This is a genomic window from Burkholderia sp. KBS0801, assembly GCF_005937855.2.
Lineage (GTDB): Bacteria > Pseudomonadota > Gammaproteobacteria > Burkholderiales > Burkholderiaceae > Burkholderia > Burkholderia ambifaria.
Window position 1 is genome coordinate 2,022,700 of record NZ_CP042178.1, and the last position, 15,445, is coordinate 2,038,144.

12 protein-coding genes and 1 tRNA gene are annotated in these 15,445 nt (G+C 64.5%); 2 read left to right on the forward strand and 11 right to left on the reverse strand.

Annotation, left to right across the window (positions count from 1 at the left end):
* Positions 1 to 309: 309 nt before the first annotated feature.
* From FFI87_RS25945 to FFI87_RS25975, 7 genes are all read right to left on the reverse strand, one after another.
* Positions 310 to 1,308, reverse strand: a complete 999-nt coding sequence (locus FFI87_RS25945) for a LacI family DNA-binding transcriptional regulator (protein WP_138848547.1) — start codon at positions 1,306 to 1,308, stop codon at positions 310 to 312.
* A gap of 511 nt (positions 1,309 to 1,819) precedes the next feature.
* Positions 1,820 to 1,898: transfer RNA gene (locus FFI87_RS25950), tRNA-Ile, on the reverse strand.
* Between the two features lie 138 nt (positions 1,899 to 2,036).
* A complete protein-coding gene (gene rpoD, locus FFI87_RS25955) occupies positions 2,037 to 4,454 on the reverse strand; it encodes an RNA polymerase sigma factor RpoD (protein WP_012365637.1) in 2,418 nt (805 codons plus the stop codon).
* An 88-nt stretch (positions 4,455 to 4,542) separates the two neighbouring features.
* Complete coding sequence (gene dnaG, locus FFI87_RS25960) at positions 4,543 to 6,411, reverse strand: DNA primase (protein WP_138848546.1); 1,869 nt, start codon at positions 6,409 to 6,411, stop codon at positions 4,543 to 4,545.
* A gap of 72 nt (positions 6,412 to 6,483) precedes the next feature.
* The gene (locus FFI87_RS25965) at positions 6,484 to 6,930 is read right to left on the reverse strand and encodes a GatB/YqeY domain-containing protein (RefSeq protein WP_006751744.1); all 447 of its coding nucleotides are present in this window, start codon (positions 6,928 to 6,930) and stop codon (positions 6,484 to 6,486) included.
* A 185-nt stretch (positions 6,931 to 7,115) separates the two neighbouring features.
* Positions 7,116 to 7,328 (reverse strand): 30S ribosomal protein S21, encoded by a 213-nt coding sequence (rpsU, locus tag FFI87_RS25970; RefSeq protein ID WP_006751743.1) that lies wholly within the window; start codon positions 7,326 to 7,328, stop codon positions 7,116 to 7,118.
* A gap of 106 nt (positions 7,329 to 7,434) precedes the next feature.
* Positions 7,435 to 8,652: an NAD(P)/FAD-dependent oxidoreductase gene (locus FFI87_RS25975; protein ID WP_012365635.1), complete on the reverse strand. Its 1,218-nt coding sequence runs from the start codon at positions 8,650 to 8,652 to the stop codon at positions 7,435 to 7,437.
* Between the two features lie 131 nt (positions 8,653 to 8,783).
* Here FFI87_RS25975 and tsaD point away from each other — a divergent pair, with 131 nt between their 5' ends.
* A complete protein-coding gene (tsaD, locus tag FFI87_RS25980; protein WP_105786713.1) occupies positions 8,784 to 9,824 on the forward strand; it encodes a tRNA (adenosine(37)-N6)-threonylcarbamoyltransferase complex transferase subunit TsaD in 1,041 nt (346 codons plus the stop codon).
* Between the two features lie 100 nt (positions 9,825 to 9,924).
* On the opposite strand, the gene folE2 is transcribed toward tsaD, so the two are convergent.
* The 4 genes from folE2 to FFI87_RS26000 all read right to left on the reverse strand — a co-directional run bounded on the left by folE2 (position 9,925) and on the right by FFI87_RS26000 (position 14,049).
* Positions 9,925 to 10,734 (reverse strand): GTP cyclohydrolase FolE2, encoded by an 810-nt coding sequence (gene folE2, locus FFI87_RS25985; protein ID WP_138848545.1) that lies wholly within the window; start codon positions 10,732 to 10,734, stop codon positions 9,925 to 9,927.
* Positions 10,735 to 10,888: 154 nt separating this feature from the next.
* A complete protein-coding gene (gene dxs, locus FFI87_RS25990; protein WP_012365632.1) occupies positions 10,889 to 12,793 on the reverse strand; it encodes a 1-deoxy-D-xylulose-5-phosphate synthase in 1,905 nt (634 codons plus the stop codon).
* Between the two features lie 81 nt (positions 12,794 to 12,874).
* Positions 12,875 to 13,759 carry a polyprenyl synthetase family protein gene (locus FFI87_RS25995; RefSeq protein WP_012365631.1) on the reverse strand — a complete coding sequence of 295 codons (885 nt, stop codon included), beginning with the start codon at positions 13,757 to 13,759 and terminating at the stop codon, positions 12,875 to 12,877.
* Positions 13,756 to 14,049 (reverse strand): exodeoxyribonuclease VII small subunit, encoded by a 294-nt coding sequence (locus FFI87_RS26000; protein ID WP_006760428.1) that lies wholly within the window; start codon positions 14,047 to 14,049, stop codon positions 13,756 to 13,758. Before FFI87_RS26000 ends, FFI87_RS25995 begins: the two co-directional genes overlap by 4 nt.
* A gap of 270 nt (positions 14,050 to 14,319) precedes the next feature.
* Between FFI87_RS26000 and FFI87_RS26005 the strand changes: the two genes are divergently transcribed.
* Positions 14,320 to 15,426, forward strand: coding sequence for an aromatic ring-hydroxylating oxygenase subunit alpha (locus FFI87_RS26005; protein ID WP_012365630.1), 1,107 nt, complete (start codon positions 14,320 to 14,322; stop codon positions 15,424 to 15,426).
* Positions 15,427 to 15,445 lie beyond the last annotated feature (19 nt).

Consider the following 15,445-nt stretch of genomic DNA (forward strand, 5'->3'; position numbering starts at 1 on the left):
CCTCGACGACGTCCCCTTCGCAACCGGTCGCGACATCGCGCAGCGTGCCTCTCTCGCGGCTCCGCTCGTCACTCGCCACTCAGAGATGCACTTTGGGAAAACGTTTATCCAAGAATAGAGCGCCTGCCCCGGTTTTTCTAGTCGGTATTAACGCCTATCGGATCGTCTTTTCGCTCAAAGGAAAACCCGACGCGCGCCCGAACGGGTAACCGTTTATCCTTCAGGGCGTGCGAAGACGGCACACGGTATCGCCTGGGCGTAACGGAAGAGAAAGGAGTTCCGCCGGATGCTGTCGACTCCCAGCGACACTCAGGACCGCGGACGAATCGACGTCGAGTCTCGTACGACGAGGCGAGGTTCGAGCAGAAGGCGCGCGGAGTCGTTCTTGCCTGCGAGCGCTTCGACGACCTTGCGAGTCGCAAGCTCGCCCATCTTCTCGCTTTGGGTATCGACCGTCGTCAGCGAGGGTTCCGAATATTCGCCATAGGGCGCATTGTCGATTCCGGTGACCGCGAGATCCCGCGGCAGCTGAAATCCGAGCGCTTTCGCGCCTTTCATGAACCCCAGCGCAATCAGGTCGTTATAGCAGATCACGGCGTGCGGCCGGCGGGGGCCCAGCAGGATCCTGGAGCATGCCTGTTCGCCCGCGATGGATGTCGGTGCATGGGCGTCGTAGACATCGAGCGACAGCCCGTGCTCCGCCAGGCATTCGCTTGCGCCGCGAGTCCGTTCGGAATCGATCGACGCTTGGCCAAACCCGAGATAGGCGATCTTCCGGTGCCCGAGGTCGAGCAGATGCCGGGCCAGCATATAGGTGGCAAGACGGTTGTCGATACCGACGGTCGGGATGGCAAGTTCATCGAGATGTCGCAGCATCACGACCGGCTTTTTCAAGGTCAACATCCAGGCGGCTTCGCGCTCCGTCAGGCGCGAACTCACGATCAATCCGTCCACGCGTTGCGCGAGCGCCTCGATCAGCGAACGCTCGCGAGCCGGGTCCTCTTCCGTATCGACCAGCAGCAGCGTGTAGTCGTGTGCGAGCGCGATCCGGTTGGCCCCTTTCACGACACTCGCAAAGTGCGGATTGCTGATGTCCAGAATCGCGAGGCCGATGGTCCGCGTGCGCCCCGTAATCATGGAACGTGCAAGCGGGCTCGTCTGGTAGCCCAGCTTTTCGATCGTCGCTTTAAGGCGCGACTCCACTTCCGGCGAGAAGCGCTTGGTCCCATTGACGTACTTCGATACGGTTGCGACCGATACCTCTGCTGCCATTGCCACATCACGGATCGTCGGGGTTGTACTCTTCATAAAACGCCAAGGATTTCTGGATTTCGTCAATTGTCGCAGAAGGCGAGGCTCCCAACGTCCAGTGCCCTTGCAACGAAGGCGTCGATGGGACAGTTTCTTCGCTCTTGCACCGATAGGTGCGAAGTTCAGGCGTTCACGTTGCAGTTCAGTCTCATAAGCGCGATCGTGACAAGCCAGTCGCCGACACGCCGGTCGAACATGTCTTCGTTCTCGAACGACTGCAGCACCGTCAAGTCACCGCGTGGTGTATGCGCGATTCCGCAGTGTCGTCGCCATGTCTGATGACAGAGCCAGGCATGCCTGGTGGGCATCAGAAACAAAAAAGCCGACCCGGTGGGTCGGCTTTTTTGCGTCCAATCGCGGTCGGTTGCACCGAGAAACAAGCTTCCGAACATACAGCCTATCCCGATCAAGCAAAACGTGGCCGATCAGGAAATAAGGCATAACGTGTCCAGGTGGACAACTTATGCTTAACGGCACACAACTTCCCTGGACGATCTGGAAGAGAATCTGGTGGGCCCCCCGGGAGTCGAACCCGGCACCAACGAATTATGAGTTCGCTGCTCTAACCAAGCATGAGCTAGGGGCCCAGATGAGAAGCAAGGCGTGCTACCTGTCGCTCCGGCAACGAAGCCGGGCCGGCATTGTAACAACAAAGACGACAGAGGAGACAAACGCCACCGGCATCACGTGGATACCGGCGGCGTTCGCAAGTGAGACGCTGGAAATCAGTTCCCTTCGAGGAACGACTTCAGCTTGTCGGAACGGCTCGGGTGACGCAGCTTGCGCAGCGCCTTGGCCTCGATCTGACGGATCCGCTCACGCGTGACGTCGAACTGCTTGCCGACTTCCTCGAGCGTGTGATCGGTGCTCATCTCGATACCGAAGCGCATCCGCAGCACCTTCGCCTCACGCGGCGTCAGCGAATCGAGCACGTCCTTCACGACGTCGCGCATGCTTGCGTGCAGCGCGGCATCCGCCGGCGCGACCGTGTTGTTGTCCTCGATGAAGTCGCCGAGATGGGAATCGTCGTCGTCACCGATCGGCGTTTCCATCGAGATCGGCTCCTTCGCGATCTTCATGATCTTGCGGATCTTGTCTTCCGGCATCTCCATCTTCTCGGCGAGCGTTGCCGGATCCGGCTCGAGACCGGTTTCCTGCAGGATCTGCCGCGAGATGCGGTTCATCTTGTTGATCGTCTCGATCATGTGAACCGGAATACGGATCGTGCGCGCCTGGTCCGCGATCGAACGCGTGATGGCCTGACGGATCCACCACGTCGCATAGGTCGAGAACTTGTAGCCACGACGGTATTCGAACTTGTCCACCGCCTTCATCAGGCCGATGTTGCCTTCCTGGATCAGGTCGAGGAACTGCAGGCCGCGGTTCGTGTACTTCTTCGCGATCGAGATCACGAGACGCAGGTTCGCCTCGGTCATTTCACGCTTCGCCTGACGCGCCTTCAGTTCGCCGGCCGCCATCTGGCGGTTGGTTTCCTTCAGGTCCTTCAGCGGCAGCACGACGCGCGCCTGCAGGTCGAGCAGACGCTGCTGCTGTTCGCGGATCGCCGGGATGTTACGCGACAGCACCGCGCTGTACGAATGCCCCTCGGCCGCGATCTTCTCGGCCCAGTCGAGGTCCGTCTCGCTGCCCGGGAAGCGCGCGATGAATTCCGAACGCGGCATGCCGCACTTGTCGACGACGATGTGCAGGATCTGACGTTCGACCTGACGCACTTCGTCCACTTGCGCACGCAACGTGTCGCACAGACGCTCGACGGTACGCGCGGTGAAGCGGATCGTCATCAGTTCGGTCTGGATCGTTTCCTGCGCCTTCAGGTAGGACTTCGACTTGTAGCCCTCCTTCTCGAACGCGCGGCGCATCTTGTCGAACCACTCGCTGATCTGCGAGAACTTGTCGAGCGAAGCACGCTTGAGGGCTTCGAGCTGGGCGGCGTTGGCGGTTGCCTGTGCGGCGCCGTCATCGTCCTCCTCTTCCTCTTCTTCCTCTTCCTCTTCGGCTTCCTCATCCTCGTTCTCGATCGCTTCGGCTTCCTTCGCGGAGAAACCGTCCGTATCGGCGGAGTCCGAAGCATTCGGATCGAGCAGGCCGTCGACGAGCTCGTCGACTCGGATCTCTTCGTTCGCGACGCGCTCGGCCATCGCGAGGATGTCGGCGATCGTCGTCGGGCACGCGGAAATTGCCATCACCATGTGGCGCAGGCCGTCCTCGATCCGCTTCGCGATCTCGATTTCGCCTTCGCGCGTGAGCAGCTCGACCGTGCCCATCTCGCGCATGTACATCCGGACCGGATCGGTCGTGCGACCGAATTCCGAATCGACGGTCGACAGCGCGACTTCCGCTTCTTCCTCGACTTCATCATCCGACGACGCGGCCGGCGCGTTGTCGTTCAGGAGCAGCGTTTCCGCGTCCGGTGCCTGCTCGTATACGGCCACGCCCATGTCGTTGAACGTGCCGATGATGCCTTCGAGGGCTTCTGTCTCGGTGAAGTTGTCCGGCAGGTGGTCGTTGATTTCGGCATACGTGAGGAAGCCGCGCTCCTTGCCGAGCTTGATCAGCGCGCGCAGCTTCACGCGGCGCTCTTCGAGCTCCTCGGCCGTGCCGGGCGTGCTCGTCGCGAACGCTTCCTTCAGCAGCGCCTTTTCCTTGGCGCGACGATCGCGCACCTTGGATTTGCCCGGAGCAGCCGCGGGTGCGGGCTGCTCGTCGCTCTGATTTGCGTCGTCATCGACGGATACTTCGTTCAGCTTTTTGGTCATGGAGTTCGCCGTACCGGCTATATCGACTCGCGGCTGCTGGACGACAGCCGGTTGAACCGTGGGTGCATGAGTAGTACGTACTGCCGTTTCGTCCGCGGCGGCAGTCGTGTCCCTTGCGCTTTTCGCACTTGCCCGCTTCGCCGCCGGCTTGGCCGGCCCGGAGTCGGGTCTGGCGGCAGCCCGTGTTCTGGCTGCCGACGCCGGCGCAGCCTGAGCAGTGCCGGCCGCGGTTTTCTTTCCCGCAGGGGCTGACGTGGCCGAAGACGTTGTCCTGGTGGAAGAAGCAGACTTGGCCGCAGTGACCTTCGTGGTCGGCTCCGTCGAGCCCTTGCCCGTTGCTTTCTTTCCGCCTGTCGTCTTTGCCATCGCGATTCTCGCCTCTGCTTGGAAAACAAACCGCTGGAAACCTTATATTATAGCACGCTGGGGAGCCCTCTCCTGGCGCCCCGGCCGCCTACAGCCCGAGCCGACGCTTCATGTCGGTTCGCTGCTGGTTCAATTCCGTCAATTCGGCCAGTTCCTCGGGTGTGAAGGTGGATTGCCGCGCCAGCCGATCGAGCCGGTCGCAGCATGCGTCGTAACGCATCTTGAGCACCGCGGCCTGCAGCTCCTCGCCCGCGATCCGCTCCTGTTCGCGCTGCCGCTCAGGCACCGTCTCGTCTTCCGGATTCTGTAACAGCAAGTCGCGGACGTTTTCATCATAGTCCAGAATTTCGCGGAAGATTTCCTCGTAAGTCGCCCCGTTCGAGGATGTGCGCAGCACGTCCGACAGCAACCGGAACTCCGCGCCGTCGCCCAGCGCACGCGCATGCTCGACGACTTCGGCGAACAGCTCGCCGATGCGCGGCAGCGCGCGCAGGGTCGCAAGTTGCTCGTCGTCGAGCTGCGACGCGATCCGCGGATGCATCACGAGCGTACGCAACGCCCGCTTTTCGCTGTCCGTCACGCGCCGCCGCTCGCTGCGCGGGGGCGCGTGGCGCGCCGGCGCGGCAATGCGTGCATCGACATCCGACAGCGCCGCGACTTCCTCGAACGGGATATCGAGACGATCGGCGAACATGTGCATGATCTGCGCGCGCAGCGCGTTAGCAGGCAGCGCCTGCAGCAGCGGCTTCGCGTCGAACAGCGCCTTCGCGCGACCTTCCGGTTGATCGAGCGCCTTGCCGGCAATTGCTTCGTTCAACAGAAATTGCGACAGCGGCATCGCGCGTTCGACCTGCTCGGAGAAGGCTTGCGCGCCGAATTCGCGTACGTAGCTGTCCGGATCATGTTCGGACGGCAGGAAAAGGAATCGGATCGTCCGGTTGTCCGCCGCATGCGGCAGGCACGCCTCGAGCGCGCGGCGCGCCGCACGCCGGCCGGCCGAGTCGCCGTCGAAGCTGAAAATGACCGTATCGGTCTGGCGCAGCAACTTCTGCACGTGGATCGGCGTGCACGCCGTGCCGAGCGTCGCGACCGCGTTCGGGAAGCCGAGCTGCGCGAGCGCGACGACGTCCATGTAGCCCTCGACCACCAGCACGTACTTGCGCTCGCGGATCGCGAGGCGCGCCTCGAACAGCCCGTACAGTTCGCTACCCTTGTTGAACAGCGGCGTTTCGGGCGAATTCAGGTACTTCGGCTCGCCGCTGCCGAGCACGCGGCCGCCGAACCCGATCACCTGCCCCTTCACGTTGCGGATCGGGAACATGATCCGCTCGCGGAACCGGTCGTAGCGTCGCGCGACGCCTTGCGCGTCGGTTTTTTCGCTGACGATCACGAGCCCCGATTCGACGAGCGACTCGTCGCGGTAGTCGGGAAACGCGGTTTCGAGGTTCTGCCAGCCGTCCGGCGCATAGCCGAGGCCGAAGCGCGCGGCGATCTCGCCGGTCAGGCCCCGGTTCTTCAGGTACTGGATCGCGACGGTCGCGCCGCGCAACTGCTTGCGATAGTAGTCGCACGCGGCGGACATCACGTCGGACAGCGCCGTCGCGACCGATTTCGACACGGGTGCCGGATAGTCGCCACCGCCCCCACCGCCGCCGCGCATCGACGGCTCGTGCGGCACGGTCAGCCCGACCGATTGCGCGAGTTCCTGCACGGCTTCCGGGAACGTGAGCCCCGCGTGCTCCATCAGGAAGCCGATCGCCGTGCCGTGCGCGCCGCAGCCGAAGCAGTGATAGAACTGCTTGGTCGGGCTGACGGTAAACGACGGGCTCTTCTCGTTATGGAACGGGCACAGCCCCATGAAGTTGGCGCCGCCCTTCTTGAGCTGCACGTACCGGCCCACCACGTCGACGATATCGACGCGGTTCAGTAAATCCTGCAGGAACGAATGCGGAATCACCGTGGGATCGAGCGAAAAAAGGACAATACGATGCCCCGGCGCACGCGCATGCGACGCGCCGGGAAGCGGGTTTTACTTCGACAGCGCGGCCTTGACCTGCGCGGAGACTGCGGTCATGTCGGCACGGCCGGCGAGCTTGCCCTTCAGCACGCCCATCACCTTGCCCATGTCCTGCGGGCCCGCTGCGCCCGTCGCCGCGACCGCGGCCTGGACTTCGGCGGCCACTTCCGCGTCCGACAGTTGCGCGGGCATGTAGGCGCCCAGCACGGTCAGTTCGGCCTGCTCCTTCGCAACGAGATCGTCGCGGCCGGCGGCCTGGAACTGGCTGATCGAGTCCTTGCGCTGCTTGATCATCTTGTCGATCACGGCGGTGATGCCCGCGTCGTCGAGGGTCACCTGATCATCGATCTCGCGCTGCTTGATCGCGGCCAGCAGCAGGCGAACCGTCGCCAGACGCTCGCTTTCCTTCGCGCGCATCGCGGCCTTCATGTCTTCGCTGATCTGCTCTTTCAAACTCATCTTGCACCCGGGATGGAAACGTGACTTCGACGCCCGTGAATGGACGTCAACACAAAAACCCGCTTGGGACTATGTCTCAAGCGGGTTGCTCGAATCCGGCATCGGCGACTCGCAGCCCCTGATCGACACCGATCGTGCGGAGGTCGCCGGTGCGCCGCTCAGTGAACCGCGCGGCGCTCAATCGTTCAGTACAGCTTCTTCGGCAGCGTCTGGCTGCGAATCCGCTTGTAGTGACGCTTCACTGCTGCAGCCTTCTTGCGCTTGCGCTCGGCGGTCGGTTTTTCGAAGAATTCCCGCGCACGAAGCTCGGTCAGCAGACCGTTCTTCTCGATCGTGCGCTTGAAGCGACGCATGGCGACTTCGAACGGCTCGTTTTCTTTAACGCGAATGATCGTCATGATCCGACACGAATAAAGGTTTGCAGGGAAGATTTACGAGTATAGCAGAGCGTCGCACAAAGGCCTAAGGGCCGGGTCCCATCAACGACGGGCCTGCGCGGCCCTCTCAGACGCCGCGCGCAAACTCCGCCGCCGCCTGCCCGGCCGCCGTGCCGGACGCCCACGCCCACTGGAAGTTGTAGCCGCCGAGCCAGCCCGTCACGTCCACGGCCTCGCCGATGAAGAACAGCCCCGGCACCCGCGCGCTCATCATCGTCGCCGACGACAGTTCGCGCGTATCGACGCCGCCCTTCGTGACCTCGGCTTTCTTGTAGCCCTCGGTGCCGTTCGGCGTCAGCGTCCAGCCGGACAGCGCGTCGCCGATCTGGCGCAGCGTCTTGTCGGGCAGGTCCGCGAGCCGGGCGTCGGCCGCGACGCGATGCGTGTCGAGCCAGACGTGCGCGAGGCGCGACGGCACCCAGTCCGCGAGCAGCGAGCCGATCTGACGCTTCGACGTGCGCTTCGCGTCGAGCAGGTCGGCCACCGCGTCGCGCTGCGGCAGCAGGTCGATGCGGATCGGGTCGCCGGACTGCCAGTAACTGGAGATCTGCAGGATGCCGGGGCCCGACAGGCCGCGATGGGTCAGCAGCAGATCCTCGACGAATTCGCCGCCGCGTTTCTTGTCGCCCGTCGACACGCGCACTTCGAGCGACACGCCGGACAGCGCCGCGAACGGCTCCCAGTCGTGCTGCGCGAACGTGAGCGGCACGAGCGCGGGCCGCGTATCGATCAGCTTGTGGCCGAACTGCTTCGCGACCCGATAGCCGAAGTCGGTCGCGCCGATCTTCGGGATCGACAGGCCGCCCGTCGCGACGATCAGCGCGTGTGCGCGGATCGGCCCCGCCTGCTGCGTGTCGAGCGTGAAGCCGTCGGCTGCATGGCGCACCGCGTCGACGACCACCGGGCGGCGCCAGGCGATGCCGCCCGCGTCGCATTCGTGCTTCAGCATGTCGATGATCGCGTCGCTGCCGTGGTCGCAGAAGAGCTGCCCCTTGTGCTTTTCGTGCCAGGTGATGTGATGGCGCTTGAGCAGCCCGAGGAAGTCGCGCGGCGTGTAACGGGCGAGCGCCGAGCGCGCGAAATGCGGATTCGACGACAGGTAGTTGTCGGGGCCTGCGTAGAGATTCGTGAAGTTGCAGCGGCCGCCGCCCGAGATGCGGATTTTCTCGGCGAGGCGCGGCGCGTGGTCGATCAGCACGACGCGGCGGCCGAGCTGCCCGGCGACCGCGGCGCTCATCATCCCGGCGGCGCCCGCGCCGATCACGGCGATGTCATAAGTTTCCATGGCGCGGATTGTACCTGTCCGGCCTTCGGCCCGGGCCGCCCGCGGCGGCGACAGGCTCCCGCCTGCTATAATTTGCGGTTACGTCGACCTACCTGCGGCGCGCTCGACAACGCGCGCCCCCGCCCTTACCCATGCTCGTCCTCGGCATCGAAAGCTCCTGCGATGAAACCGGCCTCGCGCTCTACGACACGCAGCGCGGCCTGCTCGCGCACGCGCTTCATTCGCAGATCGCGATGCACCGCGAATACGGTGGCGTCGTGCCGGAGCTCGCGTCGCGCGATCACATCCGCCGCGCGCTGCCGCTGCTCGAGGAAGTGATGGCGCAAAGCGGCACGCACCGCGACGACATCGACGCGATCGCGTTCACGCAAGGCCCCGGCCTCGCCGGCGCGCTGCTGGTCGGCGCGAGCATCGCGAATGCGCTCGCGCTGGCATGGAACAAGCCGACCGTCGGCATTCATCACCTCGAAGGCCATCTGCTGTCGCCGCTGCTCGTCGACGAGCCGCCGCCGTTCCCGTTCATCGCGCTGCTGGTGTCGGGCGGCCATACGCAACTGATGCGCGTGACCGACGTCGGCGTGTACGAGACGCTCGGCGAGACGCTCGACGACGCGGCCGGCGAAGCGTTCGACAAGACGGCGAAGCTGATCGGCCTCGGCTATCCGGGCGGCCCGGAAGTGTCGAAGCTCGCGGAAACGGGCACGCCGGGTGCGGTCGTGCTGCCGCGCCCGATGCTGCATTCGGGCGACCTCGACTTCAGCTTCAGCGGCCTGAAGACGGCCGTGCTCACGCAGATGAAGAAATTCGAGGCGGCGAAGCTGGAAGGCGAAGCGCTCGAGCGCGCGAAGGCCGACCTCGCGCGCGGCTTCGTCGATGCGGCCGTCGACGTGCTCGTCGCGAAGTCGCTCGCCGCGCTCAAGCAGACGAAACTCAAGCGCCTGGTCGTCGCGGGCGGCGTCGGCGCGAACCGCCAGTTGCGCGCGGCGCTGTCGGCCGCAGCGGCCAAGCGCGGCTTCGACGTGCACTATCCCGATCTCGCGCTCTGCACCGACAACGGCGCGATGATCGCGCTCGCCGGCGCATTGCGGCTCGGCCGCTGGCCAGAGCAGGCGAACGCCGACTACGCGTTCACGGTGAAGCCGCGCTGGGATCTCGCGTCGCTCGCACGCTGATTCGCGCCACCCGACACCCTGCGCACCAGCACACGCCGGAAAACAAAATGGCCGCTCGACGAGCGGCCATTTTTCATTGCAGCGACAAAACGATGCAGCGTTACGCGGCGTGCCGCTTGTCGCGCTCGATCAGCGCATACGCGCTGTGATTGTGGATCGACTCGAAGTTCTCGGCTTCGAGCACGTATGCAATCACGCGCTCGTCCGCATCGAGACGCTGCGCGACGTCGCGCACCAGATCCTCGACGAACTTCGGGTTTTCGTACGCACGCTCCGTGACGAACTTCTCGTCCGGACGCTTCAGCAAGCCCCACAGCTCGCACGACGCCTCTTCTTCCGCGATGCGGATCAGCGCCTCGACCGGCAGGTCGGCCGCGAGCTCGGCGTCGATCGTCACGTGCGAGCGCTGGTTGTGCGCACCGTACTGCGAGATCTTCTTCGAGCACGGGCACAGGCTCGTCACCGGCACGAGCACCTTCAGGAACAGGCGCGTTTCGCCATTGCGGCTTTCGCCCGCGAGCGTCACTTCATAGTCGAGCAGGCTCTGCACGCCCGACACCGGCGCCGTCTTGTTCACGAAGTACGGGAACGTGACCTCGATGCGGCCGGCCTCGGCTTCCAGCCTGACGAGCATCGACGCGAGCATCGCGCGGAAGCGCTCGACCGTCAGCGGCTCGCGGCTCTCTTCGAGCAGAGCGACGAAGCGCGACATGTGCGTACCCTTCTGATCGGCAGGCAGATGCACGTCGAGGTTCCAGACGCCGACGGTCGGCTGCACGTCGCCGCTTTCGGTGCGCACCGTCAACGGATGCCGGACCGCCTTCACGCCCACGCGCTGAATCGGAATCTGGCGGGTATCCACCGTGCTCTGCACGTCGGGCATCACGAAGGCGGGATTCATCTGGTTCATCTTGTTCAATCCTTGTAAGCCGCGCGTTCGACGACGCGCACGCCGCGTCACGCGGCAGCCGGAAAAGCAACATGGGCCCGCAGGCCCATGTTTTCCGCATCAATGTAGACCGGTTGCGCCAGTCGCGCCGACGCCGCCCGCAGGCGGCGCCAGCTTACGCGACGCGCTTCGCCTGATCGGCGACGTCGGCCGCCGGGCTCAGGAAGCGTTCGCGAATCGATTTCGCGATGCCCGCGCCGTCGAGGCCGCATTGCGCCAGCAGCTTCGCAGGGTCGCCGTGATCGATGAACTGGTCAGGGAGGCCCAATTGTATTACGGGCCGGATAACCCCACTCTCCATCAGGGCTTCGACGCAGGCCGAACCCGCGCCGCCCATCACGCAGCCTTCCTCGACCGTGACGAGGTAGTCGTGCGTCTCGGCGAGTTCACGCACGAGCGCCGCATCGACCGGCTTCACGAAGCGCATGTTCGCGACCGTCGCGTCGAGCTCCTCGCCCGCCGCGAGCGACGGCGCGACCATCGTGCCGAACGCGAGAATCGCGACGCGCTTGCCTTCCGGCTGCGACGTACGGCGACGCACTTCGCCCTTGCCGAGCGGGATCTCGGTGAATTCCTTCACCGTCGCCACGCCCGTGCCCGCGCCGCGCGGATAACGCACCGCGGTCGGGTTCGGCTGCTGAAGCGCTGTGTGCAGCATCTGGCGGCATTCGTTCTCGTCGGACGCGGCCATGATCGTCATGTTCGGGATGCAGCGCATGAACGCGAGATCGTACGCGCCCGCGTGCGTCGCACCGTCGGCGCCGACGAGGCCCGCGCGGTCGATCGCGAACACGACCGGCAGGTTCTGCAGCGCGACGTCGTGGATCAGCTGGTCGTACGCACGCTGCAGGAACGTCGAGTAGATCGCGACGACGGGCTTCAGCCCTTCGGTCGCCAAGCCGCCCGCGAACGTCACCGCGTGCTGCTCGGCGATACCGACGTCGTAGTAGCGATCCTTGAAGCGCTTCTCGAACTCGACCATGCCCGAGCCTTCGCGCATTGCCGGCGTGATGCCGACGACGCGCGAATCGCGCTCGGCTTCGTCGCACAGCCATTCGCCGAACACCTGCGTGTAGGTCTTCTTCGCGGGCGTGGGCGACGGCTTGATGCCTTCGGCCGGGTTGAACTTGCCGGGGCCGTGATAGAGCACGGGATCCGCTTCGGCGAGCTTGTAGCCCTGGCCTTTCTTCGTCACCACGTGCAGGAATTGCGGGCCGCGCAGCTCGCGAATGTTCTGCAGCGTCGGGATCAGCGAATCGAGATCGTGACCGTCGATCGGGCCGATGTAGTTGAAGCCGAACTCTTCGAACAGCGTAGCCGGCACGACCATGCCCTTTGCGTGCTCCTCGAGCTTGCGCGCGAGTTCGAGCACCGGCGGTGCCACGCTCAGCACGCGCTCGACGCCGGCACGCGCGGCCGCGTAGAAGCGGCCCGACATCAGGCGCGCGAGATGGCGGTTCAGCGCGCCCACCGGCGGCGAAATCGACATGTCGTTGTCGTTGAGGATCACGAGCAGTTTCGCATCCTCCGACACGCCCGCGTTGTTCATCGCCTCGAACGCCATGCCGGCCGTCATCGCGCCGTCGCCGATCACCGCGATCGAGAAGCGGTCGTCGCCGTTCAGCTGGCTGCCGATCGCCATCCCGAGCGCCGCCGAAATCGACGTGCTCGAATGCGCGGTGCCGAACGTGTCGTATTCGGACTCGCTGCGGCGCGGGAAACCCGAGATGCCGTCGTACTGGCGCAGCGAATGCATCTGGTCGCGGCGACCCGTCAGGATCTTGTGCGGGTAGGTCTGGTGCCCCACGTCCCAGACGATCCGGTCGTTCGGCGTGTTGAACACGTAGTGCAACGCGATCGTCAGCTCGACCGTCCCGAGGTTGGACGACAAATGGCCGCCCGTCTTCGACACGCTGTCGAGCACGAACGCGCGCAGTTCATCCGCGAGCGGTTGGAGTTGGCGACGATCGAGGCGGCGCAGATCCGCCGGGTCGTCGATGGTTTTCAGCAAGTCGTACATCGTCGTTCCATTGTAGGAAATCAAACGCGCCCGCATTCTATTGCACGCACCGTAAGCGTGTGCGCAGCGGCGGGCTTCGCGTCAGCTGACCCGGTTCACCACCAGGTCGGCAAGTTCGGCGAGACGCTGTGCGCGTGCGCCGAACGGTTTCAGCGCATCGTGTGCTTCCGCGCGCAGCTGGGCTGCGAGCTCACGCGATGCGTCGAGGCCGAGGATCGATACGTAGGTCGGCTTGTCGTTTGCCGCATCCTTGCCGGCCGTCTTGCCGAGCGTCGCCGAATCGGTCGTGACGTCGAGAATGTCGTCGACGACCTGGAAGGCCAGGCCCACGGCCGCTGCGTAGACGTCGAGCGCGGCCAGCGTTTCCGCCGACGGCGTGTCGCCGGCCAGCGCGCCCATCCGCACGGCCGCGCGCAGCAGCGCACCCGTCTTCATCCGGTGCATCTTCTCGAGCTGCTCGCGCGTCAGCTTCAGGCCGACGCTCGCCAGGTCGATCGCCTGCCCGCCGGCCATGCCGATCGAGCCGCTCGCGAGCGCCAACTCGCGCACGAGCGCGGCCTGCTGCACCGGCGACAGCGCATCGACGTCGGTCAGCGCGACGAATGCCTGCGACTGCAGCGCGTCGCCGACCAGCAACGCCGTCGGCTCGTCGTACTGCACGTGCACGGTCGGCTTGCCGCGACGCAGCGCGTCGTCGTCCATGCACGGCATGTCGTCGTGCACGAGCGAATAGACGTGGATCATCTCCAGCGCCGCCGCCGCCGCATTGCGCGCCGCTTCCGTCGCACCGGTCAGTTCACCTGCTGCATGGCACAGCAGCGGGCGAACGCGCTTGCCGCCGCCGAGGACCGCGTAGCGCATCGCTTCGTGGAGTTGCGTGGGCACCACGTTTTCGGCCGGCAAATAGTGGCCGAGTGCGTCCTCGACACGGTCAAGCACGGACCGCATCCATTGTTCGAATGTCATAGATCGTCGTCTTCGCCGTCCGTGGCGGCCGTTCCGGACGAAAGCGGCTTCAGCGTCGCGCCGTCGAGCACGCGAACCTGCTGTTCCACTTTCTCGAGCTGCTGTTGGCAAAACGCAACGAGGTTCGCGCCGCGGCGATACGCGGCGAGCGAATCCTCGAGGCTCAACGCGCCGCCTTCCATCCGGGCAACCAGCGTCTCGAGTTCCGCGAGCGCCATTTCGTAATTGTCCGGCAACGGTTCGGTGCCATTGTCGGGCGGCGTGGCGCCTGGGGATGCGGTTTTCGCCATGGACGAGGGTGTCAAATTTCAAAACAAGTCGGACATTCTACGGCAAAAGAGAATTCTCCGATCTGCCGACTTGGCCGGCCCGGCACAATTCCGGCCCCATCTTCGACGCACAGTGTGCGCCTTCCGATTGTCTCCCGACAAAAAATTGACACAAATCAGGCACTTAATCCTAGCCTTGCGGGGCGAACCGGGTATAATTGTCCGTTTCCCTAAATCGATTTTTCGATGGTTGGGTTGTTCACTGCTTTCACGCTAACACCGGGAGTGGGAATGTCCAATCTGAGCGACGCGCTTCAGTTGAAGTCGGCTCACAGCCAGCTTCCAGTCACTGCATATTTCGATGAGGCGCTACTCGAGCGCGAGATCGAAACCCTCTTCAAGAAAGGACCTCGTTACGTCGGGCACGAGTTGATGGTGCCCGAGGCGGGGGATTATTTCGCGCTGCCGTCCGAGCAGGAAGGCCGCGTGCTGGTCCGCAACCAGACGAACCAGATCGAACTGCTGTCGAACGTGTGCCGGCACCGGCAAGCGATCATGCTCAACGGGCGCGGCCATGCGCAGAACATCGTGTGCCCGCTGCACCGCTGGACATACGATCTGGAAGGCCAGTTGCTCGGCGCCCCGCACTTCCCCGACAAACCGTGCCTGAATCTCGGCAAGAGCCCGCTGCAGAACTGGCAGGGGCTGCTGTTCGAAGCCGAAGGCCGCAACGTCGCGCGCGATCTCGAAAACCTCGGCACGAAGCATCACTTCGACTTCTCCGAATACCAGTTCGATCACGTCGAAGTGCACGAGTGCGATTACAACTGGAAGACGTTCATCGAGGTCTACCTCGAGGATTACCACGTCGCCCCGTTCCACCCGGGTCTCGGCAGCTTCGTGTCGTGCGACGATCTCAAGTGGGAGTTCGGCGACTGGTACAGCGTGCAGACGGTCGGCGTGCACAACGCGCTCGCGAAACCGGGCAGCGCGACCTACCAGAAGTGGCACGAGCAGGTGCTCAAGTTCCGCAACGGCGTGCCGCCGGAATTCGGCGCGATCTGGATGGTCTATTACCCGGGCCTGATGATCGAGTGGTATCCGCACGTGCTCGTCGTGTCGTGGCTGATTCCGCGCGGCCCGCAGAAGACGACCAACATCGTCGAGTTCTACTACCCCGAGGAAATCGCGCTGTTCGAGCGCGAGTTCGTCGAAGCCGAGCGCGCCGCCTACATGGAGACGGCCGTCGAGGACGACGAAATCGCGATGCGGATGGACGCCGGCCGCCGTGCACTAATGGCACGCGGCGAATCGCAGGTCGGCCCGTACCAGAGCCCGATGGAAGACGGCATGCAGCACTTCCACGAGTTCCTGCGCCGCCATCTCGGCGATCTCTGAACGTGCGCGGCGCGCTCGG